Source organism: Ligilactobacillus faecis, assembly GCF_029889745.1.
Lineage (GTDB): Bacteria > Bacillota > Bacilli > Lactobacillales > Lactobacillaceae > Ligilactobacillus > Ligilactobacillus faecis.
Map to the genome: position 1 here is coordinate 328,928 of NZ_CP123639.1, position 24,977 is coordinate 353,904.

At 36.5% G+C, this 24,977-nt stretch carries 34 protein-coding genes, 1 tRNA gene and 3 pseudogenes; 4 read left to right on the forward strand and 34 right to left on the reverse strand.

Going from position 1 to position 24,977, the window contains the following annotated elements; all coding sequences use genetic code 11:
• Positions 1–142: 142 nt before the first annotated feature.
• Positions 143–216, reverse strand: a tRNA-Pro gene (locus QFX10_RS01785).
• A 136-nt stretch (positions 217–352) separates the two neighbouring features.
• Here QFX10_RS01785 and pnuC point away from each other — a divergent pair.
• Positions 353–1,066 carry a nicotinamide riboside transporter PnuC gene (gene pnuC, locus QFX10_RS01790; RefSeq protein WP_280606540.1) on the forward strand — a complete coding sequence of 238 codons (714 nt, stop codon included), beginning with the start codon at positions 353–355 and terminating at the stop codon, positions 1,064–1,066.
• A gap of 145 nt (positions 1,067–1,211) precedes the next feature.
• A pseudogene (locus QFX10_RS10940) lies at positions 1,212–1,364 on the forward strand (nitroreductase); the annotation flags it as partial.
• A 31-nt stretch (positions 1,365–1,395) separates the two neighbouring features.
• On the opposite strand, the gene QFX10_RS10945 reads toward QFX10_RS10940, so the two are convergent.
• The 10 genes from QFX10_RS10945 to QFX10_RS01840 all read right to left on the reverse strand — a co-directional run bounded on the left by QFX10_RS10945 (position 1,396) and on the right by QFX10_RS01840 (position 10,450).
• Positions 1,396–1,536 (reverse strand): winged helix-turn-helix transcriptional regulator, encoded by a 141-nt coding sequence (locus QFX10_RS10945; RefSeq protein WP_367617607.1) that lies wholly within the window; start codon positions 1,534–1,536, stop codon positions 1,396–1,398.
• A 95-nt stretch (positions 1,537–1,631) separates the two neighbouring features.
• Positions 1,632–2,903, reverse strand: a complete 1,272-nt coding sequence (locus QFX10_RS01800; protein WP_280606541.1) for a sensor histidine kinase — start codon at positions 2,901–2,903, stop codon at positions 1,632–1,634.
• A complete protein-coding gene (locus QFX10_RS01805) occupies positions 2,900–3,628 on the reverse strand; it encodes a LytR/AlgR family response regulator transcription factor (protein WP_280606542.1) in 729 nt (242 codons plus the stop codon). Before QFX10_RS01805 ends, QFX10_RS01800 begins: the two co-directional genes overlap by 4 nt.
• A gap of 42 nt (positions 3,629–3,670) precedes the next feature.
• Positions 3,671–4,426, reverse strand: coding sequence for a hypothetical protein (locus tag QFX10_RS01810; protein ID WP_280606543.1), 756 nt, complete (start codon positions 4,424–4,426; stop codon positions 3,671–3,673).
• Positions 4,427–4,431: 5 nt separating this feature from the next.
• A complete protein-coding gene (locus QFX10_RS01815) occupies positions 4,432–5,256 on the reverse strand; it encodes an ABC transporter ATP-binding protein (protein ID WP_280606544.1) in 825 nt (274 codons plus the stop codon).
• Positions 5,225–6,889 (reverse strand): ATP-binding cassette domain-containing protein, encoded by a 1,665-nt coding sequence (locus QFX10_RS01820; protein ID WP_280606545.1) that lies wholly within the window; start codon positions 6,887–6,889, stop codon positions 5,225–5,227. Before QFX10_RS01820 ends, QFX10_RS01815 begins: the two co-directional genes overlap by 32 nt.
• A gap of 9 nt (positions 6,890–6,898) precedes the next feature.
• Complete coding sequence (locus QFX10_RS01825; RefSeq protein ID WP_280606546.1) at positions 6,899–8,128, reverse strand: radical SAM/SPASM domain-containing protein; 1,230 nt, start codon at positions 8,126–8,128, stop codon at positions 6,899–6,901.
• Positions 8,115–8,528, reverse strand: a complete 414-nt coding sequence (locus QFX10_RS01830; protein ID WP_280606547.1) for a hypothetical protein — start codon at positions 8,526–8,528, stop codon at positions 8,115–8,117. The genes QFX10_RS01825 and QFX10_RS01830 overlap by 14 nt, the downstream gene beginning before the upstream one ends.
• Before the next feature lie 18 nt (positions 8,529–8,546).
• Entirely contained in the window at positions 8,547–9,113 is a 567-nt protein-coding gene (locus QFX10_RS01835; protein WP_280606548.1) for a CPBP family intramembrane glutamic endopeptidase, read from the reverse strand.
• Between the two features lie 365 nt (positions 9,114–9,478).
• A complete protein-coding gene (locus QFX10_RS01840; RefSeq protein ID WP_280606549.1) occupies positions 9,479–10,450 on the reverse strand; it encodes an IS30 family transposase in 972 nt (323 codons plus the stop codon).
• A 189-nt stretch (positions 10,451–10,639) separates the two neighbouring features.
• Between QFX10_RS01840 and QFX10_RS01845 the strand changes: the two genes are divergently transcribed.
• Positions 10,640–11,878 carry an ISL3 family transposase gene (locus QFX10_RS01845; RefSeq protein WP_280606550.1) on the forward strand — a complete coding sequence of 413 codons (1,239 nt, stop codon included), beginning with the start codon at positions 10,640–10,642 and terminating at the stop codon, positions 11,876–11,878.
• A gap of 66 nt (positions 11,879–11,944) precedes the next feature.
• Here the strand turns inward: QFX10_RS01845 and QFX10_RS01850 are convergent.
• From QFX10_RS01850 to rpsJ, 23 genes and pseudogenes are all read right to left on the reverse strand, one after another.
• A pseudogene (locus tag QFX10_RS01850) lies at positions 11,945–13,515 on the reverse strand (IS3 family transposase).
• 223 nt (positions 13,516–13,738) lie between these two features.
• Positions 13,739–15,031 carry a preprotein translocase subunit SecY gene (secY, locus tag QFX10_RS01855; RefSeq protein WP_280606551.1) on the reverse strand — a complete coding sequence of 431 codons (1,293 nt, stop codon included), beginning with the start codon at positions 15,029–15,031 and terminating at the stop codon, positions 13,739–13,741.
• Between the two features lie 3 nt (positions 15,032–15,034).
• Positions 15,035–15,469: a 50S ribosomal protein L15 gene (gene rplO, locus QFX10_RS01860; RefSeq protein WP_280606552.1), complete on the reverse strand. Its 435-nt coding sequence runs from the start codon at positions 15,467–15,469 to the stop codon at positions 15,035–15,037.
• A gap of 35 nt (positions 15,470–15,504) precedes the next feature.
• Entirely contained in the window at positions 15,505–15,687 is a 183-nt protein-coding gene (rpmD, locus tag QFX10_RS01865; RefSeq protein WP_280606553.1) for a 50S ribosomal protein L30, read from the reverse strand.
• A gap of 16 nt (positions 15,688–15,703) precedes the next feature.
• Positions 15,704–16,204, reverse strand: a complete 501-nt coding sequence (gene rpsE, locus QFX10_RS01870) for a 30S ribosomal protein S5 (protein ID WP_280606554.1) — start codon at positions 16,202–16,204, stop codon at positions 15,704–15,706.
• A 21-nt stretch (positions 16,205–16,225) separates the two neighbouring features.
• Complete coding sequence (gene rplR / locus QFX10_RS01875; RefSeq protein ID WP_280606555.1) at positions 16,226–16,582, reverse strand: 50S ribosomal protein L18; 357 nt, start codon at positions 16,580–16,582, stop codon at positions 16,226–16,228.
• Between the two features lie 46 nt (positions 16,583–16,628).
• Entirely contained in the window at positions 16,629–17,165 is a 537-nt protein-coding gene (gene rplF / locus QFX10_RS01880) for a 50S ribosomal protein L6 (protein ID WP_280606556.1), read from the reverse strand.
• Positions 17,166–17,196: 31 nt separating this feature from the next.
• On the reverse strand, positions 17,197–17,595 hold the full coding sequence (gene rpsH, locus QFX10_RS01885) for a 30S ribosomal protein S8 (protein ID WP_280606557.1): 399 nt from the start codon (positions 17,593–17,595) through the stop codon (positions 17,197–17,199).
• Positions 17,596–17,626: 31 nt separating this feature from the next.
• Positions 17,627–17,812, reverse strand: coding sequence for a type Z 30S ribosomal protein S14 (locus tag QFX10_RS01890; protein ID WP_004050287.1), 186 nt, complete (start codon positions 17,810–17,812; stop codon positions 17,627–17,629).
• 12 nt (positions 17,813–17,824) lie between these two features.
• Entirely contained in the window at positions 17,825–18,367 is a 543-nt protein-coding gene (rplE, locus tag QFX10_RS01895; protein WP_280606558.1) for a 50S ribosomal protein L5, read from the reverse strand.
• A 33-nt stretch (positions 18,368–18,400) separates the two neighbouring features.
• Positions 18,401–18,613: pseudogene (gene rplX / locus QFX10_RS01900) on the reverse strand (50S ribosomal protein L24); the annotation flags it as partial.
• 35 nt (positions 18,614–18,648) lie between these two features.
• A complete protein-coding gene (gene rplN, locus QFX10_RS01905) occupies positions 18,649–19,017 on the reverse strand; it encodes a 50S ribosomal protein L14 (RefSeq protein WP_004050293.1) in 369 nt (122 codons plus the stop codon).
• A gap of 62 nt (positions 19,018–19,079) precedes the next feature.
• Positions 19,080–19,346, reverse strand: coding sequence for a 30S ribosomal protein S17 (gene rpsQ / locus QFX10_RS01910; protein ID WP_280606559.1), 267 nt, complete (start codon positions 19,344–19,346; stop codon positions 19,080–19,082).
• A gap of 26 nt (positions 19,347–19,372) precedes the next feature.
• A complete protein-coding gene (gene rpmC / locus QFX10_RS01915; protein WP_004050297.1) occupies positions 19,373–19,567 on the reverse strand; it encodes a 50S ribosomal protein L29 in 195 nt (64 codons plus the stop codon).
• Positions 19,557–19,988, reverse strand: a complete 432-nt coding sequence (rplP, locus tag QFX10_RS01920; RefSeq protein WP_004050298.1) for a 50S ribosomal protein L16 — start codon at positions 19,986–19,988, stop codon at positions 19,557–19,559. Before rplP ends, rpmC begins: the two co-directional genes overlap by 11 nt.
• Positions 19,989–19,991: 3 nt before the next feature.
• Positions 19,992–20,648 carry a 30S ribosomal protein S3 gene (gene rpsC, locus QFX10_RS01925; protein WP_280606560.1) on the reverse strand — a complete coding sequence of 219 codons (657 nt, stop codon included), beginning with the start codon at positions 20,646–20,648 and terminating at the stop codon, positions 19,992–19,994.
• Positions 20,649–20,661: 13 nt separating this feature from the next.
• Entirely contained in the window at positions 20,662–21,009 is a 348-nt protein-coding gene (rplV, locus tag QFX10_RS01930; protein ID WP_004050311.1) for a 50S ribosomal protein L22, read from the reverse strand.
• A 16-nt stretch (positions 21,010–21,025) separates the two neighbouring features.
• Positions 21,026–21,307 carry a 30S ribosomal protein S19 gene (gene rpsS, locus QFX10_RS01935; RefSeq protein ID WP_004050313.1) on the reverse strand — a complete coding sequence of 94 codons (282 nt, stop codon included), beginning with the start codon at positions 21,305–21,307 and terminating at the stop codon, positions 21,026–21,028.
• 53 nt (positions 21,308–21,360) lie between these two features.
• Complete coding sequence (gene rplB, locus QFX10_RS01940) at positions 21,361–22,194, reverse strand: 50S ribosomal protein L2 (protein ID WP_010688177.1); 834 nt, start codon at positions 22,192–22,194, stop codon at positions 21,361–21,363.
• 27 nt (positions 22,195–22,221) lie between these two features.
• Positions 22,222–22,509: a 50S ribosomal protein L23 gene (rplW, locus tag QFX10_RS01945; RefSeq protein WP_280606561.1), complete on the reverse strand. Its 288-nt coding sequence runs from the start codon at positions 22,507–22,509 to the stop codon at positions 22,222–22,224.
• Entirely contained in the window at positions 22,509–23,132 is a 624-nt protein-coding gene (gene rplD, locus QFX10_RS01950; protein WP_280606562.1) for a 50S ribosomal protein L4, read from the reverse strand. The genes rplW and rplD overlap by 1 nt, the downstream gene beginning before the upstream one ends.
• A 25-nt stretch (positions 23,133–23,157) precedes the next feature.
• Positions 23,158–23,781, reverse strand: a complete 624-nt coding sequence (rplC, locus tag QFX10_RS01955) for a 50S ribosomal protein L3 (RefSeq protein WP_280606563.1) — start codon at positions 23,779–23,781, stop codon at positions 23,158–23,160.
• A gap of 43 nt (positions 23,782–23,824) precedes the next feature.
• The gene (gene rpsJ / locus QFX10_RS01960; RefSeq protein ID WP_025086710.1) at positions 23,825–24,133 is read right to left on the reverse strand and encodes a 30S ribosomal protein S10; all 309 of its coding nucleotides are present in this window, start codon (positions 24,131–24,133) and stop codon (positions 23,825–23,827) included.
• 295 nt (positions 24,134–24,428) lie between these two features.
• On the opposite strand from rpsJ, the gene QFX10_RS01965 reads away from it, so the two are divergent.
• Entirely contained in the window at positions 24,429–24,977 is a 549-nt protein-coding gene (locus QFX10_RS01965; protein WP_280606564.1) for a cysteine hydrolase family protein, read from the forward strand.

Sequence of the window (24,977 nt, forward strand, 5' to 3'; positions counted from 1 at the left end):
TTATACATCGACTCACTATAATTATTTACTACATTTACATCAAATTTTTTTTATATAATAAAAAAGATCAGCTAGTTCATAATAACTCCCCCTTAAACAAAAAGAGCCGTCCTGCATAGGTACGACTCTAACTAGTAATTGATCGGGATGGCAGGATTTGAACCTGTGACCCCCACGTCCCGAACGTGGTGCTCTACCAAACTGAGCTACATCCCGAAAACAATTACTATTATAATACTAGTTTGTTAAATGTAAAAGGAAAATCTTATTTTTCTTAACATTTATCTGTGCAAGGAACGTGCTTTAGTAAATAAAACAGACTATCATAAAAGATGAAAGGAAGGTGGATAACATGACAAATACTTGGCTTTATAAGCAATTATTTACCAATTGGAAGAAATTTGAAGTTATCTATGTCAGCATTTTGATCTTGATCCAACTGGCTGTCTTTTTGGTCGTTCCCGATAGCTTGATCGGTATGATCTCAGGTGTCACGGGCACATTATCCCTTGTTTACGGGATGAAAGGGCGCAAGATCGCCTTTATCTTTGGAACGATCCAATGTCTAGCCATGACTTACATCGCTTGGATCAGCCACGCCTATGGTTCATTTGCGATGGATATCTTCTATGTCATCTCGCAACCCATCGGCTGGTTCATGTGGGGCCACGACCAAGCAACACATCGCTTTTCTTCTGCCAATCGCAAAAAACTCTTTGTTAGTGCCTTTGTCGCTTGGCTCATCGGCTGGTGGATCTTAGCTTTACTACACGGACAACTGCCGTATTTTGATTCGATCAATTTTGTCGTCAGTTTCATTGCGCAACTGCTCTACATCTTGAAATACCAAGAAAACTGGTCACTTTGGATCGTGGTCAACATTGCCAATATCCTCTACTGGTCGATCCTAAGCCTTCAAGTCATAACTGGGGCTACTGACATCGGTTCTTTAGGGGCTTACCTCTCCCAAGTTGCCTTGCAAGCAGCTCTACTCTTCAACTCGATCTATGCAACTAAAGTCTGGGCCAGTGGTGAAGCCGACAATGAGGGTGGAACTAAGTCGTAAATTATATAAATAAATCAATATTTACTCTTTAATACTCACTCTAAGTAAGTTAATATAGATGGTGCTTACTAAAAATAAGAAATAATGGTAACTAACTATGGAATTCAAAGATGCACCTACACCTTGAATTCTCTCAGCGTGGTCGATCTATGACTTAGGAGCTTTTGGACAAACCTTAATGCTGGGAGCTGCTGCTCGAAAAATCGATTCAATACCAGCGTGGAAGAGCGTCAAGTATCCAAGTGTCGTTAAAAATATCATGCAGATCCCAGATGATAAACAACTCATAATGGGGATCGCACTAGGTTATCGCAACCAAGCAACAAAGATCAACGTTTTTTATACTGAGCGCAGTGAAGTTGATAAGTTTTTAAGTTATCCAAATACTGTTCGCCCCAATCGCATAATGCTACTACGATCGAAACTATACTATTCCCCAATTCAGTCAACGAATACTCTGTTTTACGCATTTGAGTAATAAGCCGATCACCAATCTTAGCATACAAATAAAGTCACGAAAATAGATCAAACTTGACGCAATAAATTTTTCTGACACCACTTTACCTCATCCTTCAGCACACATTTCCTGTTTACGCTTATTTAAAACTGGTAGTACCACAAAGGCTGTAAATTCTCCATTTACGGCTTTAAAATCATAATACCCGTTATATTTAGCAACTCTTCTTTTGATACTCCTCAGCCCAATTCCTTGGCGCCCATATCTTTTAGATGATCCAACCCTAAGTTTATTATGATTTTGCTGGCGTATTCCCGAGTAAGGATTTTTCACTTTAAATATAAGTTTACCTTCCTTAAATGCCAACATAATTTTTATAGACTTCTCACTTGGTGTGGCCTCAATTGCGTTATCCAATATATTTCCTAAAATTGCGCAGATATCTATCTCCTGTTTGCTAAGATCCAAATCCCTGGGAACTTGCAACTTTAATTTATAATCTATATTTTTTAATGTCATTACTTTTATCTTCTGACTTATAATTGCATCTAAAGCTAAAATTCCTGTATGTTTATTCTTGAGTACAGTACTTTTAGAAATATCAGCTACCAACTCTTGAATTTTTCTATGATCTTTTCGTTCTGCATAATATGCAATACTTGCTAAAATATTTTTCAAATCATGTCTCAACGTTCTGATCTCTTCTTCTTGTTGCAAAAAATCTCTAAAAAACTCTAACTGCAACTTTTCAAGTTGCAACATTTGTACTTGATAATTTTTGGCTGTTAAATAGTTGTATAGATATAAAATAGAAACATTGAACCACAACAACAATAAACAAATAACTAGCAATATTCCACTGTTATGGATCAAATTCAACACTAAAAAAATTGACGACAATATTGGTGCTTGCATTAAAAGCAAATATTCCTTGATCGAAACATCTACTTTATTTTCAAATTTAAAATTTCTCAGGCATTGAATCAGCATAATAAAAAAAATAAGAATAATTGCATACATTCCCAAGAAAAACAAACTAGCATTTCCACTTACTACCATGTAAAGTGCCTGCCCAATATTTTCTTGGATCAATAGGAATGAACTTAAAAAACTATAGTGAAATATTTTTTTATAGACTGATCCTCGTAGGCACCACCACATTATTAAAAATAATATTGTAAACGCGATCCCTCTGCCACCATATATTTTTGTTCCTATATTCAACGAAACTTTACTTATAAGTATTGCTCCAAACAATATACTGCCTAGTTTTACACTTGTTATTTTGAATTTAAAGAAGTAACCTAAATAAATATAAACCGTAAGTGCTTGAATAATGATCACTACTGTCGACAAAACCATATTAATGCTATTACTCATATCCCGGTACACCTTTCAATAAATTTGGTATACGCTTTCTTAAAATCTTGTCTATTTCGGCGGCTAATATACACGACCTTCTCATTTATTAATGTTATTTGATCACCAATTATCCCTGTTATATAATTCAGATTGATTATCACACCACGATTGACTTGAAAAAAATAACTGCTTGGTAAAATTTTCAGTAGTTCTTTTAACTTGAAATAAAATTCAATTTCAGACTCATCCACTGATCCAATTTTTACTTTTCGCCCTAATTCTGATGAAATCACAACAATATCTCTAATTCTCAACTGATAATGTCGCTTACCAATTTTATAAAAAAGGTATTGATTATGGTGATCCAATTCAAATACAAGTTGTTGTAAAATTGGCTCCATTTTCTCACTGTCGATCGGTTTTAGCACATATCTAAACGGTAAAACCTCAAAGCTTTCCAACATATAATTATCATATCCAGTTATAAAAACGAGCAAAAATTCTTTCTCCAACGCTCGTAATCTTTTTGCTACTTCGATCCCATTTATCCCTTGCATTTCTATATCCAAAAAAATGAGTTGATAATTATTTTTTGGTTCACTCATAACATTTAACAATGTTTCTGGTTTAAAAAAAACATCTATCTCTATCTTTCTATCTATAGTCGCAAAAAAGTCTAAGATTATTTTTTCTGTAATCCCCGTTTGCTCAACATTATCATCACAAATAGCTATTTTATACATTGAATCACCTCTAATCTTAATTTAATTATAACATTTCACACTCTAGTATTCCTTTTTCTCAAATTGCTTAACTGTTAAAAATATAAGGCCACTGCACAAAAGACCCAATTCAACATACTGAAAGATCACTCTTGATGATGTAAATTTATAATTAGCTACAACTGTAAAATATCCTGGAATAAACTCACTTACACCAGGGATATATGCCAATAGCATACACAATAAATAGACTCCCATTCCTGAAAGAGTTGCGACAATTACACCTGAATTAATTGAAAGATAAAACGTTGTCATTAGCAAAAAAAATATAAATAATAAGCTTGCAATTGATACCAAAATTGATTCTAAATTATAATTGTGGGTTACAAAAATAGAGCTGTAGCCTTTATTTGTTCTAGAAAGAAAAACTATATACGTACAAATTGAACAAATAATATTGGTTATATAGAATAGCATACACATAAGCAAAATTGCTAAAGCTTTCCCTACTATTAAGGTCTTCTTATGCTTTATTCTTGTTACTTCTAACAACATTTGCCCTTCATTTATTTCGCCTCCTAAAGTTGTAGCAGCTATAAATAATAATAGAATCAATGGTATTGTTAACATAACAGTAAAGCTCCACATACTTGTGGCAAATGTTATCAGATCTAGCTTAGCTCCTATTAAAACTATTTTCCATTTAAAATATGCTCCCATCCCATATAACAAAGGTAAAAGATTTAAGCATAGTAAAGAAACTAAATATTTTTTCTTGTAAAACTTATAAAATTCAACTTTTATAATTTCTTTTAGCAACTTCCTCACCTCACAAAAACATTCTCTAAATTTTTTTCAACAGTAACTTTCAAAATTGTTAATCTTGCTTTGGAAATTATTCTAAATAATTCAGATAACATCCTATCATCATTAGCAATCAAAACTACATTTTTTTCTACTATTGCAAAATTTGATAAAACCGTTCTTACTTTATCCGGGATATATGATAGCCAAATACACAGTTTGCTCTGACTTATCTCTAAGTAACGCCGTAACTTCCTATCTTTGATAACAAGAAAATAATCACAGATCCCTTCTATTTCACTAAGTTGGTGCGATGATATCAAAACGGTTACCCCTAACTGACTTCGGATCTTCTGAATATATTCAATAAACGATTGAACACCCACTGGATCTAGTCCAACAAATGGTTCATCTAAAATTAAAAAATCAGGCTCCTCAAGCATTGCCAAGGCTAAACTTAATCTCTGTTTCATCCCAAAAGAATAATCTTTTACCTTCCTTTTATCATTAGGTAAGCCGACAAATTCTAGTAATTTCTCAACACGTGTTACCGAAGGCCTGTTAGAACCATAACTGCCTATCAATTTTAAATTCTCTGCACCTGATAAAAATTCAAACACTTTACAATCCAGTAAAAATCCAAACTTCACTCCTTCTTTCTTCTCGATGTTGCCACGTGTTGGCGATGCTAAGCCTAAAATCAATTTCATTAAGGTAGTTTTCCCACAACCATTTCGTCCTACTAGCCCAACAATCTCCCCACTTCTAATTTCAAAATTTACATCCTCTATAACAACCTGAGATCCATACTGCTTAAAGAGCTTCTCCACTTTTAGAAGAGTCATTATTTTTCACCCCCACAGACATTCTAGTTTCATATTCATTCTTGCTTACAACTTTCCCATCTTTTAAGTAAATTATTTCATCCATTTTATTTAAAAATTCTTCATCTGAATTATGTGTTATACAAATAATTAATTTACCTTGCTCTAATATATAATCTTGAATCATTATTTTTGTTTCGTTATCAAGAGTATTTTCAAACTCATCCATCAATACAAGTGAACTATTACTAATAAGTGTCCTAGCTATATTTATTTTCCTCTTCTCACCACCTGACATACTCCCACATGCTATCTCAGACATCCCTTTATTGTTAAAAAAATATTCAGATATATTAACTCTTCTCAATATCTCATCCAGTTTTTCACGTAAATTTTCCCTACCTAAAAGAATATTTTCTGATAAATTTTTTCCAAAAATTACTGACTCTTGTGGTAAAAAAGATATATCAGTTATTATCCTCTCCTTTAGACATTCCCCATTCACAAATATATTTCCTGAATAATTTTTCCTTATTCCTAAAATAACTTGAAATAAAGTACTCTTTCCACTACCATTCTCACCTATGATTGCGTATTTTTTTCTATCATTGAATTCCAGAGTAACATTATCCAATATCTTGCGCCCATCATCACCATTTAAAGATACGTTCTTTAACTCTAAAGTTTCTATTTTTTTATTATAATTTTCTAAATGCTTAAACTTCCTTCCATATTCCAACAAATTATCCAATTTTTCTCTTATACTTTTACTTCCTTTAATCTCTAAAACTGCTATTCCAATCTGTTGCATGGGTATGATCAACATATTTGAAACCTGTGTTACAGCAACTAACTGTCCCAAATTTACTTTACCAACTATAACTCCAGCCCCGGCTATAATTAAGCATAAAATTATGATTGTATATTGAAATAGTGCACTAAGCTGATTTAGTTTTCCATTTGTTATACCTAATGCCTGTGTATGCTCTTCTAAAGTTACTAGTTTTTGGGTAAATTCATCAGAAAATTTCTTTTCTAGCCTATATCCTCTAATTACCTCCATACCCGTCAATATCTCTTTTATTTTTGATAAAAATTCAGAATTTAGTTTAGAATTTTTATCAACCATATCATTGACGATTTTTCCTAAAATTATCGGTAATATTAGAGAAAGCATTCCTAATCCAAGGACCAGAATTGTTATGAGTGTACTAACACTCAATAAATAACCCATTCCAATTATCAAAATAAATATATTAGCAATAAATTCCCATACATTGTTTAAATAATATTGTTCATAGACATCCATATAATATTCAAAATAATTTATCTTTTCACCTATAGATACTTTTTGAATATTCTCAAAATCAGTATATAAACAAAAATCCATCAACCGTCTTTTCATCTCTATATGGATTTTCTTTTGAATTATCGATTGTATCTTAATCAACCAGTAAGTCATAAAATAGTTAGACAGTATAAAAAATACAAATAATACTACTGACAACTGAAAAATAAAAAAATCATTATTTTCTATAGAGCTAATAAACAATTGGATGATCAACGCGAAAGAAATATCTATTACCCCTACAATTAAAGAGAGCAGTACAAACAAAATGATTTTATATTTTTGTTTTAGAAGTATTTTTCTCATATACGTTACCTACTGCTCAAAGATTTCCTTAGTTGTATCACTATAATAATCCCTAAATAATTCACAATACGGATCCTGAGCAATAACGTTACCATACTTCATGTATGATCTTGCTCTACATCCTCCACCGCAAAAATATCTAAATTGACATTCTGTACAATTTCCACTTAATTTATCAACACTTAAGTTTCTAAATGTTTTTAATTTATGCGAATGTTCTAGAATATACTTTAAGGAATTCTTTTTAACATTTCCTAAACAAAACTCTTCATACATCAGCATATGACATGGATAAACATTGCCATCGGTCCCTACTGAAATCATTGTTTTACCTGCCCCACAATAATTCTCTGCATGAAATTTTTCAAAAATATTGCTATCTTCAATAGCCATATCAGTATTTTTCATAAATTGACTAATTGTTCGCAAATCTTTATTATTTGGCAAATAATTAAGCAATTCACCTTCAAAACATGCTGATAATATACTAAAGCTAATTGTTACACCTAACTTATCAGCTAACTTGACATATTCTTCTAAATATTTTGAGTTTAAATGATGTATGGTTGGTAAAATATTCACATTGTTTCCAGTTTCTTTTAGCCATCCAATAGATCTCATTATCTTATCAAAAATATTGGAATCTCTTAAAAAAGGTTTTCCATCTGAACAATAAGTATCCAAAGAAACTGAAACAGTATCTATATACTTTGACAACTCAGATAAAATCTTCTTGTTAAATATTGTTCCATTTGTAATAAGGATAAGATTAGGGAATTTACAATCTATTTTTGCATACCTTACTATCTCAATGATATTCCTAGTAAGTAATGGTTCACCGCCCGAGAACACCAAATTCTCTACTCCTACATCCCTAAGTTGAAAGATTGCCTGTTTTATTTCTTCTGTGGTCATATCTTTATACTTATTTCTTTTTTCGTCTAACGAGTAACATCCAACACAATGTAAATTACATTTGTTAGTTAAATGAATATAAGCTGATATTGGAGTATTCCTAACCACAAACTGCTTTTCAGAAATAAACTCGTTATCTTTTAAAAACTCAAAAAACTCTTTTTCTTCACCATTTAACTCATCTTTAGAGATATTCCCTTTCTTTAAATTATCTAATAATTCTACAGCTTCTCTAGTGACACCAGCTACCACTCCATTATCGAAATTAAATAATAATTCTGTATTTTTTGAATGTAAGACTGCAATATTATCATTTATAAACACTATTTCCGCCCACCTTACTAAATAATTTTATCAACACAAATTCTAGTAAAAACAACATAATAAACGAAGATATACCAAAATCTAAACTAATATTTGTTACCACAAGTCCATCAATATTTTGAGTCAACATTGCTGTATTTTTTTCTATAGAGGCTAATGTGCTATTATCAACTCTAAAATAGCTAAACAGTAAAATAATAATTACAAAAGTAACTGCAGCTATAAACGCAGACATACTTTCTCCAATAGGCCTAATTATGCATACAGAAAAAACTGCGAATAAAATTGCAGGAAAAATAACAACAAACAGAAAGAAAGTCAATAAATTCAGTTTATCTACCAGTAAAAAGACTATAATCATATTCAACATAAATAATGCGCTTGATATTTTCTTTACCATCCTCATCCCCCATATACTTTACATAATTGAAATACAGATATTATACATAGCATGAATTATTGTTGGATATATTAATTTTTTAAATTTTATCTTTATACAACAAAACACTACTCCTAATGGAAATCTATACAATAAGTTATTTATTATTTCCTCCCCCATATGACCAATAATGGCAAATAAAAAGCTACTAATTATCAGAGCAACAATAATACTATAATTTTCCCTTATATCATCAAATATTATTTTTCTGTACAAATATTCTTCTGAAAATGCTGCTACTAAAAAATGAATTGACATAAAAAATAACGTTTGAGTTTTCATAGTAAAATACATAATAGCTATAAAGGAAGCTACTATAATTAAATCAACTTTATTTGGAGTTTCGTATACAAATTTACTTTTTCGATATTGTTCAATTAAATATGGAAATACTGTTAATGCTAACAACACAGGGAGAGTTAATCTCACTAGTATATTTTCAAAGGGAAATATACTTACGACTAACATGATGAGCACTAATATACTTCCCGATAAGACTGATAGCATAACAGGATAGAAAAGTTTATCACTGTGTCTTCTTATCACTTCTCAGCTCCTACTAATTAACACCAAGCAAACAATTTTACTTGGTGTTAATTACAATCTCTTATACATCACTCTTAACTTCTTTGATATAATGGCCAACGGATCCACAAACGATATAACCAACAGAGATACATCCAGTTTTTTTCACTTTCTTCTTAGTAAAAAATTTAATCATTGTAAACACCTCCAAATATAAAATCCAACATCTATAGTGTTGCTATGCTCAGTATATTCAATAATTAAACTGAGATTTCTATATTGCTGTATTTTGTACCTCATTATGTAGTAAGCGGTTAAATTTACTGAATTAAACAATTTTAACAAATTATTTATTCCATAAGTTCTTGTATAAAACTCCTGAATTGTCAAATCAAGTTAGAAAAAACTACATGCTCATTTGTAATGTACTTCATGAATACTTCTAGTGGGGTTCTATAGTTTAAACTTTTACGTGGAATATTGTTTCTATAACTAGCTACCTGTTGGACATAGTCAGTGGAGAGGTCACTAAGATCCATATCTTTTCCTAGTCCGTCTTTTCTAAGTAATCCATTTGTCTGTTCATTTAGCGCTCGTTGGTTAGGTGCACCTACATCGGCAAAGTAGGTACTGATATCATGCTTATTAGAAATATCTTTCCACTTAGAAAATTCCTTACCATTATCAAAAGTGATCGATTTAAAGAGTCCTTTAGGAGTAACAGAAAGTAAAGCATCAAGTTTCTCTAAAATAGCTTTATCCGTCTTATAGCGTGTATTCAAAATGATGACAGCCTTAGACTTTCGTTCAACTAATGTCATTACTGCACCACGATGTTTTTTACCTTGGATCGTATCAGCTTCAAGATGTCCAAATTCATTATGGTAGTTGGGATAGTCCTGATGCCGCTCTGAAAGGGACCGACCTAGTCGTCCAGCTTTTCCACGGCGTTCAACGTAACCATTTGGATGCCTTTTTCCTTTCATTGGGAGCGAGGCTACATCTAGAACGTTAGAGCGCTTGAAGATGCGATAAAGCGTACGCATTGAGCAACTGATATGTTTTTCATTACGTCCGATAATCGTATCAGGGGTCCAACCTAGACTAACTTTTTTCTTGATGTACTCAAGCTCATCATTAGGTAATACGATGGGTTTACGGCCGGATCTAGATTTATTAGCCCGATAGTTTTCATAGTATTCAGAGATCGAATTCCCAGCATCTAAAAAACGATATACTCGATAAATAGTTTCAGCACTACGTTTTAAGGTTTTAGCTACAATATAGGCTTTAACACCTTGATTCCAAAAATTTTGTATGAAGGACAGTTCGCTTATGGTAAGATGATTATAGGTCATTTGTGATTTTCCTTTACTTTTGTTTGTCGTTACTCAAAAGTCTATCACGAATGGCTTTTTATTTGGGTATACACTTTCTGGTATGGATGAAAAATTCCATACCAGTTTTTTTGCGCAAAAAAAAGGACATTTAATGCCCTCTCGTTATACAATGAATTCACCACAAACCACGTAAAGGAGAGAATTTAAATGTCCCATAACGATTGTATACTAAAACTTCTAAATATTAAAGACCCTAATCTCAAAGTTATTGATGTTATCGATAATTTATATAATGGCACAGAGAAATTAGTTTTGATCAAAGCTGTACTATCTTATCCTATCAACCGTTGTCGAAATTGTGGCTTTGCCACTGTTAATAAAAATGGTTTTGCTAAAGCTCACGTACGTTTGCCAAGTTTAAACGGTATACGTTATGAAATGATCCTTCGTAAACAACGCTATCAATGTAAAAATTGTCGCACAACTTTCGGTGCGACCTCTGAATTGACTAAGCCTAATCAAACTCTTTCTCGTAAACTAAAAAATCAGATCATGTTATTAGCTAGGGAAGGTTTGAACGGTGAACTTATCGCTCGCATCTGTCATTGCTCTGCTAGTAGTGTTCGAAGAACTATTGTCGAACGGATCAAACCTCAATATCGAGTACCTGTTTTGCCCAAGAATCTTTGTTTTGATGAATTTCGTTCGATTAAAAATACAACTTCTTTTATCTGTTGTGATGCACAAACTCATAAGTTAGTTGTTAAACTCCCAGATAGACTATCTTCTACCATTATCAATTATTTTGAAAATCGTTACTCAAAGTTTGAACGTGATCAAGTGGAATCAGTCGTCATTGATTTAAACGCTCAATACCAGCGCTTCATTCGCCGACTTTTCCCGAATGCCAAGATTATTATTGATCGGTTTCATATAGTTCAGCTAGCCGGACGTGCTTTAGACAGTTGTCGAATCGCTCTCACTAGATCACTCAATAAGCATAGTCGAGAATACAAGATTCTCAAATCACAGTGGCGTTTATTCCATAAGAAATCTGATGAGATCGACCCTAAAAATGTTGTCTATCTTAGGGGAATCAATGAATATATGACTCAACAGAATGCGATCGACTTGATCATCAATAAATTTTCTGAATTCAAAATAGTTTATCAGACTTACCAAGATATTACCTTAGCTTTGAAGAATAAAGACATTACTACTTTGAATGAGGTTCTCGATAGTTATGAGCGCACCAATACAGAGATGGATACGACTATTCGTACTTTCCGTAAAAATCGCAGCTATCTAATAAATAGCGTAACTTCAAAATATTCCAATGGTCCTTTGGAGGGTATCAATCGAAAGATCAAACTCTTAAAACGAAGTTGTTACGGTTTTGCTAATCAACAATTTTTCTTTTTACGAATTGATTGTATATTTGCGTAAAAAAAACACTCCCCACAATTCTATTGATCTGAGACCCGTCAAGTGAACAACTAAATAATTAAAATTCTAGGCAGCCTGATTCCGGTATTCTTCTGGAGTCAGGCTGTTTAGTTTTATTTGGTAACGTTGGGTATTGTAGAACTTGATATAGTTTTCGATCATTTCTACAAGTTCTCCATATGTTTCACATTTTAGCCAATAATAACATTCTGTCTTGAAATGACTCCAAAAACTTTCCATTGGTGCGTTATCGATACATTTCCCCACTCGAGACATACTTCTTGTAACACCATGCCTTGAGGTCAACCGAAGATATTCCTTTGAAGTATATTGAAATCCACGATCACTGTGAAGAAGTAGATTAGCTTCATTTAAATGCGTGAATGCTTTTTCTAAAGTCTTCATGACAAGCCGATTATCATTTCTTTTACTAATTTCAAAACTTATGATAGATCCATCGTATAGATCTTTGATCGCACTTAAATAAGCTTTTTGTCCTAAGCCATATTCTAAATAAGTGACATCAGTCACCCACTTTTGATTAGGTCTAGTAGCGGAAAAATCACGACCTAAAGTATTTTCTTCGTAGTTTAAATGTTCTGAACGAGTACAACCTCGGCGTTTGCGACGAATTACTGAATATAAACCAAGGACTCTCATTAAGCGACGAATACGTTTGAAGTTATATTGTTTTTGATACTTTCGATTGATAAGAAGAGTCATTCTTCTAGAACCGTAAATTCCATTTAAAGCATGAAATTCTTTTTTTATGATCTCACTTAACCATTCATTTTCCAAAGTACATTGTGATTTTGGAGCAGTTAAATAACGATAATACCCTGAGCGCGATACATTTAAGATCGCACAAAGGATCCAGAGTTCAATTTGTGGAAACTCTTTAAGAACTTCCTGAATAGCTTTAAAACGCAGATTTTTAGGTATAAAGCTTATCTCCTCCTTTCGAGTTCGTCCAATTTTTTTAAAACGATATTTTCTGCTTCTAGATATTTATTACGTTCTTTCAAACGTAGGATCTCAAGCTTGAGACGCTCAGTTTCAGAAAGAGTCTTATAATCACGATCTTTAACTGTTTTACCACGATTATCGTATAATGCCTTTTCGCCATCTACTTCAAACTTTTTGACCCAATTATAGACTTGGGAATAAGAAACATTATATTTATCGATCGCTTTGTGATAATTCTTATTATTAGCAAGTGTATACTGAACTATTTCGAGCCGTTCCTTAAAAGTAGTTTTACGTCCATGTTTCATTCTATTACGACCTCCAATGGTAGCTTTAAAGCCTTTTCCATTAGTATACAAGTTGATCCATTTACGTAAAACCGAAACACTCGAAATATTGTATTTATCACAAATTTTCTTTGGTGAACGTCCATTTTCTAAATATTCTAGAACCGCAGTTGTTTTTAATTCAACTGAATATTCTTTCCAGGTTCTAGACTCTTTTAAGCCATCTAAACCGCCAGCTTTGTATTTTCTGATCCAATTATCAAATGTATTTTTAGAAATGGTATATTTCCGGCAGATAAAGTACTTACTATATTGTCCACTAAGATACTCGGAGACTGCCTGGTATCTTTCTTCAAGTGTATGTTTAGTAGTTCTTCTAGACATAAAAAATCCCCCTAGAGTGATCACAGAATCTTTATTATTTCCGTGTCCACTCTAGGGGAATCATATCATATTGTAGGAAGTGTTTGTAGGAATATCCATATCAGTTGACGAATACCCTTTTATTTTTCTAACTTAATTTTACAAACTGCGATATAATAAAAAAGATCAGCTAGTTCATACGAACTAGCTGATCTTTTGGGTTGATACATTTTATGTTATCGATCTACTTGCGTATGAAGCCAACGTATTCACGTTTCATCATCATACCATTCAATTGACGCATTGTTTCAAGGGTCACCCCAACAACGATCAAAAGACTAGTACCCCCTAGACCGATAGACTCGTTCAAGCCCCAGACTGCCGAAGCGATCAATGGGATCAATGAAACTAGGCCTAAGAACAAAGAACCGACTGAGCTCAATCGCATAAGTAAACTCGAAATATATTTTTGTGTTTCTTTACCAGGCCAGACCGAAGGAATGTAGCTGCCTTGCTTTTGCAAGTTTTCAGCTAATTTCTCTGGGTTGACTTGCACAAACGCATAGAAGAAGGTGAAAATAACGATGAGGATCGTATACAATGTCATACCTGGAACAGTTTGCATATTGAATAGATTACTCATCACTTTATACCACGTATCTTCTGAGTGATTTTGAGTAAACAACATCAAGATCGTTTGTGGTGTTGCAATAAATGAACTAGCAAAGATAACTGGGATCACCCCTGCCACGTTCACTTTTAATGGTAAATACGAATTTTCCGAAGCGCCAGCTACACGTCTTGTATATTGGATCGGGATCTTATAGTTTGCCTGTTGAACATATGTCACAAAGGTGACGATCGCTAAGATAACTAACAATAAGATAACGATATACAAGATCGGTTCCCATAAGCTTGAAGCACCTTGGAACTCTTCTGTAAAGACTTGGTGAATCCCACTTGGCACACGTGCAATAATACCTGCCATGATGATCATTGAGATCCCGTTACCGATCCCACGATCTGTGATCATATCACCTAGCCAAGTCGTAAACATCGTCCCACCAGTTAAGATCAGACCGATACTGATGTATGTTTGTGGACTTGGATCTTTCACGAGGCTCAAACTACTCATATAGTTAAAGCCAGCTGTAATTCCAATTGATTGTATAAACGCGAGCACGATCGTTAAATATCTTGTCCATTGATTTAACTTGCGTCGCCCAACTTCACCTTGTTTACTCCATTCAACAAATCGCGGAACAATGTCCATTTGTAATAACTGAACAACGATTTGAGCGGTAATATATGGAGAAACACCCATCGCTAAGATGGAGTAGTTAGTCAAACCGCCACCGCTAAAAGTGTTCAAGATACTAATTAACCCTGAAGACGCAACACTATTCAATGCTTTAGCGTTGATCCCAGGGACTGTGATATAAGTGCCTAAACGAAATACAATCAAGACACCTAAGGTAAAGAATATTTTATTTCTAATATCTTTTACAGCAAAGGCGTACTTCATTGTCTTAAGCATCTATTACATCACCTCTGCTTGACCGCCTGCTGCTTCGATGGCTGCTTTAGCACTGGCAGAGAACTTATTAGCTTTAACAGTTAATTTCTTGTTCAATGTACCATTGCCTAAAACTTTGATACCATCTTTTTCATTCTTAACAAGCCCAGCTTCCACCATCAAGGCTGGTGTTACTTCTGCGCCGTCTTCGAACTTGTTCAATGTTTCTAAGTTTACAATAGCATATTCCTTGCGGTTGATGTTATTGAAACCACGTTTTGGCATACGACGGAACAATGGCATTTGTCCACCTTCAAAGCCCAAACGTACTTTGCTACGAGCCTTTTGACCTTTTTGGCCACGACCTGCAGTTTTACCGTTACCGGATGAAGTACCACGACCAACACGGTTACGTACTTGGCGTGAGCCTTCAGCTGGCTTTAATTCATGTAATTTCATCAGGGTTGGCACCTCCTTATTCATCTAAATAATAATTATTTAGCCAATTCAACGTCCACTAAATGATTGATCTTACGAATAGCACCGCGCATAGCAGCGTTGTCAGGAACAACAACTGAGCTATTTACACGTCCAAGGCCTAAACCTTCAACGATCTTGCGTTGCGTTTGAGGACGTCCAATGACAGAACGAACTAAAGTAACTTTTAAGTTAGCCATGAATTTGTCCTCCTTATTACTCTGCTAAGTGTTGTGTTGAAACGCCACGTAATGCAGCAACTTCTTCAGCACTCTTCATGTTAGCTAAACCATCCATTGTTGCACGAACAACGTTGATCGGTGTGTTGGAGCCTAATGATTTACTTGTCACATCAGCAACTCCGGCGAGTTCCATAACGGCACGAACAGCACCGCCAGCAGCAACCCCAGAACCAGCTTCAGCTGGTTTAAGTAAAATACGACTACCGCTGTATTGACCGAGAACTTCGTGAGGAAGTGTTGTTCCGACCATTGGAACTTTAACTAAGTTCTTACGAGCAGCATCAACAGCCTTACGGATAGCTTCTGGAACTTCTTGAGCTTTACCTGTACCGAAGCCCACGTGGCCATTATGGTCACCAACGATCACTAAGGCAGCAAAACGAAGACGACGTCCACCTTTAACAACTTTAGTGATGCGGTTGATCGCAACAACGCGATCTTCTAAATCTAATTGAGCTGGATCAATAAAAGTCATAAACGTTATTTCCTCCTTTTCCTAAAAGTCTAAGCCGTTTTCGCGAGCAGCTTCTGCTAAAGCTTGCACACGACCATGATAAAGGTATCCGCCACGGTCAAATACAACTTCTTTGATACCCTTGTCTGCAGCACGTTTAGCAACTAATGCGCCAACAGCACTAGCTTGAGCTGTCTTTGTACCAGCGCTAACTTCACTGTCTAAAGTAGAGGCACTGACCAGCGTCACACCCGCTACGTCATCAATAACTTGAGCGTAGATGTTTTTGTTTGAACGATAAACATTTAAGCGTGGGCACTCAGCAGTACCAGAGATCTTACCACGAACACGTGTATGGCGCTTTTGACGCGTCTTATTCTTATCTGGTTTTGAAATCACTTTTTTCACCTCTTAATTTTATTTAACAGCAGATCATGCTGCAAGATTATTTACCTGTCTTACCTTCTTTACGACGTACGTATTCGCCAACGTAACGAATACCTTTGCCTTTGTAAGGTTCTGGTGCACGAGTTGCACGAATGCGCGCAGCACAGTCGCCAACTTCTTCTTTGTTGATACCAGAAACGACGATCGATGTAGCAGATGGTGTTTCAAATGTGATACCATCTTCTTCTTCAAATTCTACAGGGTGAGAATAGCCTACGTTCAACACAAGCTTCTTACCTTGCATTTGAGCACGGTAACCAACACCACGAAGTTCAAGTTCTTTCTTGTAACCTTCAGTTACACCAACGACCATGTTGTGGAAGTTAGCACGGGTTGTACCATGCAATGATTTAGATTTTTTGTCATCGCTTGAACGTTCAAAAGTTGCAACGTTACCATCGATGTTGATCTTGATAAGATCAGAAAATTCACGTGTTAATTCACCTTTAGGACCTTTTACAGTCACAACGTTGCCGTCTTGTTTTACTTCAACGCCTTCAGGTAATTCAACTGCTTTATAACCAATACGACTCACGAGATGGACACCTCCTTTTGAACTTAATATATTACCAAACGTAAGCGACTACTTCGCCACCGATTTTCTTAGCGCGAGCATCTTTATCTGTCATAACACCTTCAGATGTTGACAAGATAGCGATACCTAAACCGTTAAGAACCTTAGGCACTTCGTCTGCCTTAACGTATGAGCGTAAACCTGGTTTTGAGATACGACGAATACCAGAGATCACACGTTCATTGTTTTTACCGTATTTCAAAAATACACGGATGATGCCTTGTTTGTCATCTTCGATGTATTCAACATCGCGAACGAAGCCTTCGTTCTTAAGGATGTCAGCGATGTTCTTCTTCATTTTTGAAGCAGGAACTTCTACAGATTCATGCTTGACCATGTTAGCATTACGAATACGTGTCAAGAAGTCTGCAATTGGATCTGTCATTGCCATGTTATTGCCTCCTTTTCTTGTTTAATATGGACTACCAGCTAGCCTTTTTCATGCCAGGGATTTGACCCTTATGAGCAAGTTCTCGCAGGCAAACACGGCATAACTTAAATTTACGATATACAGAATGAGGACGACCGCAACGTTCGCAACGTGTGTATTCTTGTGTTGAGAACTTAGCTGGGCGCTTATTCTTTGCTACTTGTGACTTTTTAGCCAATGTGAAACCCCCTTATTTAGCGAATGGCATTCCAAGTTGTGTCAAAAGTTCTTTGGATTCTTCGTCTGTGTTAGCTGTTGTAACGATCACGATATCCATACCACGAACTTTGTTAACATTATCAAAATCAATTTCAGGGAAGATCAATTGTTCGCGTACACCCAATGTGTAGTTCCCACGGCCATCAAAGGCACGCTTGCTAACACCATGGAAGTCACGCACACGAGGCAATGATACTGAAACTAATTTATCTAAAAATTCATACATACGTTGTCCACGTAAGGTAACCTTGGCACCGATAGCCATACCTTCACGTAAACGGAAGCCAGCGATAGATTTCTTAGCGCGTGTGATAACTGGTTTTTGACCAGAGATAAGCGTAAGTTCTTCCACAGCTTCATCTAAATTTTTAGCATTACTTACAGCGTCACCAACACCCATGTTGATAACGATCTTATCAACCTTTGGTGCTTGCATGATTGATGAGTAATTGAATTTCTCCATCAATGATGGAACGATTTCTTTATCATATTTTTCTTTTAAACGGTTAACCATGAAGAAAGTATCCTCCTTCCTTAACTATTCACTGATTTTTTTGACGTTAGAAACATGAATTGGTGCTTCCATTTCAACGATCCCACCGTTTGGGTTAGCGTTGTTTGGTTTTTGATGTTTCTTAACGATGTTGACACCTTTAACGATCACGCGGTCTTTAGCTGGGAAAGCTTGTAAAACAACGCCTTCTTTGCCTTTGTCTTTACCAGCGATCACTTTAACTTTATCATTGCTCTTAATGAACATTTTCTTTGCGCACCTCCTTGCCTAATCGACGGATATTATAATACTTCAGGTGCTAAGGAAACGATCTTCATGAAGTTTCCGTCACGTAATTCACGTGCAACAGGTCCGAAGATACGTGTACCTTTAGGTGACTTGTCATCACCGATGATAACAGCGGCGTTTTCATCAAATTTGATGTATGAACCGTCTGCACGGTGTGCACCAGATTTTGTACGAACAACAACAGCCTTGACAACATCGCCTTTTTTGACAACGCCACCTGGTGTTGCTTGTTTAACAGTAGCAACAATAATGTCACCGATATTTGCAGTCTTCACACGAGAACCACCTAAGATCTTGATGACCAAGATCTCACGTGCACCGGAGTTATCAGCGACTTTCAAACGACTTTCTTGTTGGATCACAGTATGTGTCCTCCTTTCGCTATTAGATAGATCAGAATACGAATGCTTTGTTAGTTATCAAATTAGATAATAACTGCTTTTTCAACGATTTCTAATAAACGGAAACGTTTTGTAGCTGACAACGGGCGTGTTTCCATGATCTTGACAATGTCACCAGTCTTGGCTTCATTGTTTTCATCATGTGCCTTGTATTTCTTAGAATACTTAACACGTTTGCCGTAAACTTTATCGTTCACGTAAGTTTCAACAACAACAGTGATTGTTTTGTCCATTTTGTCAGAAACGACACGTCCTTGATAGACTTTGCGTTGGTTACGACCTTCACTCATGCGCGATTAGCCTCCTTTTCGTATTCTTATTTGTTTAATTCTTGTTGACGCAACGCAGTTTTGATGCGTGCGATCGTTTTACGAACTTCTTTCAAGCGTGCGGTGTTTTCTAATTGACCGGTAGCTAATTGGAAGCGTAAGTTAAATAATTCTTCTTTGAATTGCTTTTCTTTTTCGAGCATTTCAGCAGTGGTTAATTCATTAATTTCATTAATCTTCATTTGATTCGCCACCTACCTCACGTTTTACAAACTTAGTCTTGACTGGGAGTTTGTGGGAAGCTAAACGCAATGCTTCACGCGCAACTTCTTCAGAAACGCCACCAATTTCAAACATGACCTTGCCGCGTTTTACTGGAGCTACCCAGCCTTCTGGAGCACCTTTACCGGAACCCATACGAACACCAATAGCCTTAGCTGTGTAAGACTTGTGAGGGAAAATCTTGATCCAAACTTTCCCACCACGCTTCATGTAACGAGTCATCGCGATACGAGCAGCTTCGATCTGACGGTTTGTGATCCAATGTGAATCAGTTGCTTGTAGACCGAATTCGCCAAACGTTACTTCTTTACCGCCTTTAGCTTCACCGCGCATTTTACCACGGAATTCACGACGGTGTTTTACACGTTTTGGTACTAACATAGATTATTTCCCTCCTTTACCGTTATTTTTCTTTGCTGGCAATACTTCGCCACGGTAGATCCAAACTTTAACGCCCAATTGGCCGTATGTTGTTGTAGCTTCTACCCATGCATAGTCGATATCAGCACGTAATGTATGCAAAGGAACTGTTCCTTCTGAGAATTGTTCGATACGTGACATATCAGCACCGTTCAAACGACCAGCAACTTGAACTTTGATACCTTTTGCGCCAGCACGCATTGTACGTTGGATAGCTTGTTTCATCGCACGACGGAAAGCAACACGGTTTTCCAATTGTTGTGCAATGCTTTCACCAACTAATTTAGCATCAAGATCAGGCTTCTTGATTTCCACAATGTTGATGTGTACTCGCTTGCCTGTTAAGTTGTTTAATTCTTTACGAAGTTTTTCAACTTCAGAACCGCCTTTACCGATCACCATACCTGGTTTTGCAGTATGGATCGAGATGTTAACACGCTTTGCAGCACGTTCGATCTCTACGGTAGAGACAGCAGCGTCGGCTAATTTCTTTTCGATGTATTCACGGATGTGCAAGTCTTCGTGTAAGTTGGAAGCAAAATCTTTTTCAGCATACCATTTTGCATCCCAGTCACGAATGATACCGACACGCAATCCAGTTGGATTTACTTTTTGACCCACGCGTTATCCCTCCTTATTTAACAGATACCACAACTGTGATGTGACTTGTGCGCTTGTTGATCGGGGAAGCAGAACCCTTGGCACGAGGACGGAAACGTTTCAAAGTTGGTCCTTCGTTGACATAGGCTTCGCTTACGTAAAGATCTTCAACATCTAAGTCAAAGTTGTTTTCTGCGTTCGCAACAGCAGATTTTAAAACTTTTTCGATTAAGTAAGCACCGGATCTTGGTGTGAATTTCAAGATACCAAATGCTTCAGCAACGTTCTTACCACGGATAAGATCGATCACAAGACGTGCTTTACGTGCAGGGATTCGAACTGTCTTGGCAGTTGCTTTTGCTGATGTTACTTGTTCAGCCATGATTTATCCTCCCTTATTATTTCTTGCCTGTCTTCTTATCGTCTGCGGCATGACCATGGAATGTACGTGTTGGCACGAATTCACCAAGTTTATGACCGACCATATCTTCTTGGATATAAACCGGCACATGTTTACGACCATCATAAACAGCGATCGTGTAACCAATAAAGCTAGGGAAGATCGTGGAACGACGTGACCATGTCTTGATCACTGATTTCTTTTCTTGATCAGCTTGTGCTTCGACCTTTTTCATCAAATGTTCATCGACGAAAGGTCCCTTTTTCAAACTACGACTCAAAGTATGTCCTCCTTTCGGAACAATAATCGCATAAAATTTACGCGATTAGGAGATTATTTCTTTTTACGACTACGTACGATAAATTTGTTTGACTTAGCTTTCTTAGAGCGTGTCTTAAGACCTGTAGTCTTCTTACCCCATGGAGACATTGGAGATGGACGACCAACAGGAGCTTTACCTTCACCACCACCGTGTGGGTGATCGTTAGGGTTCATTACAGAACCACGGCTTTGTGGACGCTTGCCTAACCAGCGAGAACGACCAGCTTTACCGATGTTGATAAGTTCATGTTGTTCGTTACCAACAGCACCGATCGTAGCACGGCAAGTAACTAAGATCATGCGAACTTCACCAGAAGTTAAACGAACGATCGCATATTTGCCTTCTTTACCAAGTAATTGAGCTGATGTACCAGCTGAACGAACTAATTGTCCACCTTTACCTGGTTTTAATTCGATATTGTGGATAACTGTACCAACTGGAATGTTTTCCAATGGTAATGTGTTACCAACTTTGATATCGGCATCTTTACCGGATTGGATTTTTTGGCCAACTTCAAGGCCTTTTGGTGCAAGGATGTATGATTTAACACCATCAGCATAAACAACTAATGCGATGTTAGCAGAACGGTTTGGATCATACTCGATTGCTTTAACTGTTGCAGGAACATCGTCTTTGATACGTTTGAAGTCGATCAAACGGTATTGACGTTTGTGTCCACCACCACGGTGACGTACTGTGATATGACCGTAAGAGTTACGACCAGCTGTCTTACTCTTAGATGCAAGCAAGGACTTTTCTGGGGTTGTCTTTGTGATCTCTGCAAAATCAGAGCCCGTCATATTACGACGACCGTTAGAGGTTGGTTTGAATTTTTTGATCCCCACTATATTTCCCTCCTATGATTAATGATTTTATTCTTCGTTGAATAATTGGATTTCTTTAGATTCGGCTGTCAAAGTAACGATAGCTTTACGACGCTTTCTTGTGTAGCCTTCGTAACGACCCATGCGTTTCTTTTTGCCTTTAACATTCATAATGTTGACTTTAGCTACTTTAACATCAAAGATGTCTTCCACAGCATGTTTAACTTGTGTCTTGTTAGCACGAACGTCAACTTCAAATGTGTAGCGTTTGTCGTCCATCGCAGCCATAGAAGCTTCTGTAACGATAGGACGTAAGATTACATCGCGTGATTCCATTATGCAAGAACCTCCTCTACTTGAGAAAGAGCTCCTTTTGTGATGACCAATTTGTCGCTGTTTACGACATCTAATACGTTAACGCCTTTAGCTGGGATAACTTTCACGTTAGCTAAGTTACGAGCAGCTAATGCAGCTTTTTCGTTGTCATCTTCAAGAACTACTAAAACTTTGGATTTAACATCTAAGTTGTTCAAAACTTCAGCAAATGCTTTTGTCTTTGGTGCATCAAATTCTAATGCATCAACAACTACTAAACTATTGTCCAAGACCTTTTGAGAAAGGACGGAACGGATAGCTAAGCGACGCACTTTACGTGGAAGCTTGTAAGCGTAGGAACGAGGTGTAGGACCAAATACGGTACCACCGCCGACCCATTGTGGTGAACGGATAGAACCTTGACGAGCACGACCTGTACCCTTTTGACGCCATGGTTTACGACCACCACCACGAACAGCACTTCTGTTTTTTACTGCGTGTGTACCTTGACGAAGTGAAGCACGTTGCATGATCACTGCGTCAAAAACAACACTTTCATTTGGTTTGATACCGAAAACTGCATCGTTCAATTGAACGTCGCCGTTTTGTGTACCGTCTTGCTTAAATAATGCTACTGTAGGCATGTGTATGTTTCCTCCCTTCCTCTAATTATTTAACTGTACTTTTTACTGTAACGAATGACTTGTTTGCGCCAGGTACGTTACCTTTGATCAAAAGTACGCCATTTTCTGTATCAGCTTTAACGATTTCCAAGTTTTGGATCGTAACTCGTTTACCACCCATACGTCCTGGTAATAACTTACCTTTCATAACACGGTTGATGATAACACCCATCGAACCTGGTCGACGGTGGTAGCGAGAACCGTGAGCCATAGGACCGCGGCTTTGACCCCAACGTTTGATGTTACCTTGGAAACCATGTCCTTTGGACGTACCTGTTACGTCTACGATGTCGCCTGCTTCGAATAAGTCTGCCTTGATTTCGTCACCGACTTTGTATTCTCCAAGCTCAACATCGCGGATTTCACGAACGAAGCGCTTAGGAGCAGTATTTGCTTTTGCTGCATGACCTTTAGCAGGTTTGTTAGCATTGACTTCACGTTGGTCGTCAAAACCTAATTGAACAGCTTCGTAACCGTCGTTTTCAACTGTTTTAACTTGTAAGACAACGTTAGAACCAACTTCAACAACTGTTACAGGAACTAATTCACCATTTTCAGTGAAGACTTGCGTCATACCTACTTTTTTGCCTAAGATTCCTTTAGTGGTCATGAGTACACCTCCAATTGATTATTTCTTTATTTAATGTAAAATATTATAATTTGATCTCGATGTCAACACCAGATGGTAAGTCAAGTTTCATCAATGAATCAACTGTCTTAGGTGTTGGGTTTACGATATCGATCAAACGCTTATGTGTGCGCATTTCAAATTGTTCACGAGAATCTTTGTATTTGTGTGGTGAACGAATAACCGTGTAGATCGTACGTTCCGTTGGCAACGGAATCGGACCGGAAATTTGAGCACCTGTTCTCTTAGCTGTTTCCACGATCTTATCTGCGGATTGATCTAAAATGCGGTGTTCGTATGCTTTCAAACGAATACGAATTTTTTGTTTTGCCATTATGTTACCTCCCTCGTCTATTTTAAAAATAAGACTAGCTCCGTGAAAATTCCCGTCACGCCTGTGGCAAAGCTCCCGGGTGTGTCGCAACCTTTCACATCATAGCTCATTTAAAATATATAACAACTGAATTATGCACTTGTCCCTTGCACAAGTACCTTTCTATAGTATTACAAAGAAGATAATAACGCAAGCTTTTTTTTCATTTATTTTTTGAAAACGTTATTTGTTTTTTACTTTACTCGTGCTCGCTTTTCTTCTATTATAATAGGAAAAACTTATGAGGTGATCTACGATGAAAAAAGCTCTTTTGCTCATTGACTATACAAATGACTTTATCGCAACTGACGGTGCTCTTTCATGCCAAGAACCAGGACAAGCTCTAGAACAAACTTTAGTTACGGCTGCCGATGATTTTCTTGCTAACGGTGACTATGTTATCTTACCAACTGATACGCACCAAAAAGACGATCCTTATCACCCTGAGACTAAACTCTATCCTCCACATAATATTGAAGGGACCTGGGGACATGAACTTTATGGCAAACTAAACACTTGGTATCAAAAGCACCAAAACGATCCCCACGTCTTCAAATTTGCTAAAGATCGTTACTCTAGTTTTCAAAATACGGGACTCGATAATTTTTTACGGACACACCAGATCGAAACTTTATGTTTAGCTGGAGTCTGTACCGATATTTGTGTTTTGCACACTGCTGTTTCAGCTTATAATTTGAACTACCAGCTTGAGGTCTTAGAAAAAGGCGTTGCAAGTTTTGATCCCCGCGGACACAAATGGGCTTTGAACCACTTTAAAAATGCCCTAGGAGCAAAATTAGTCTAA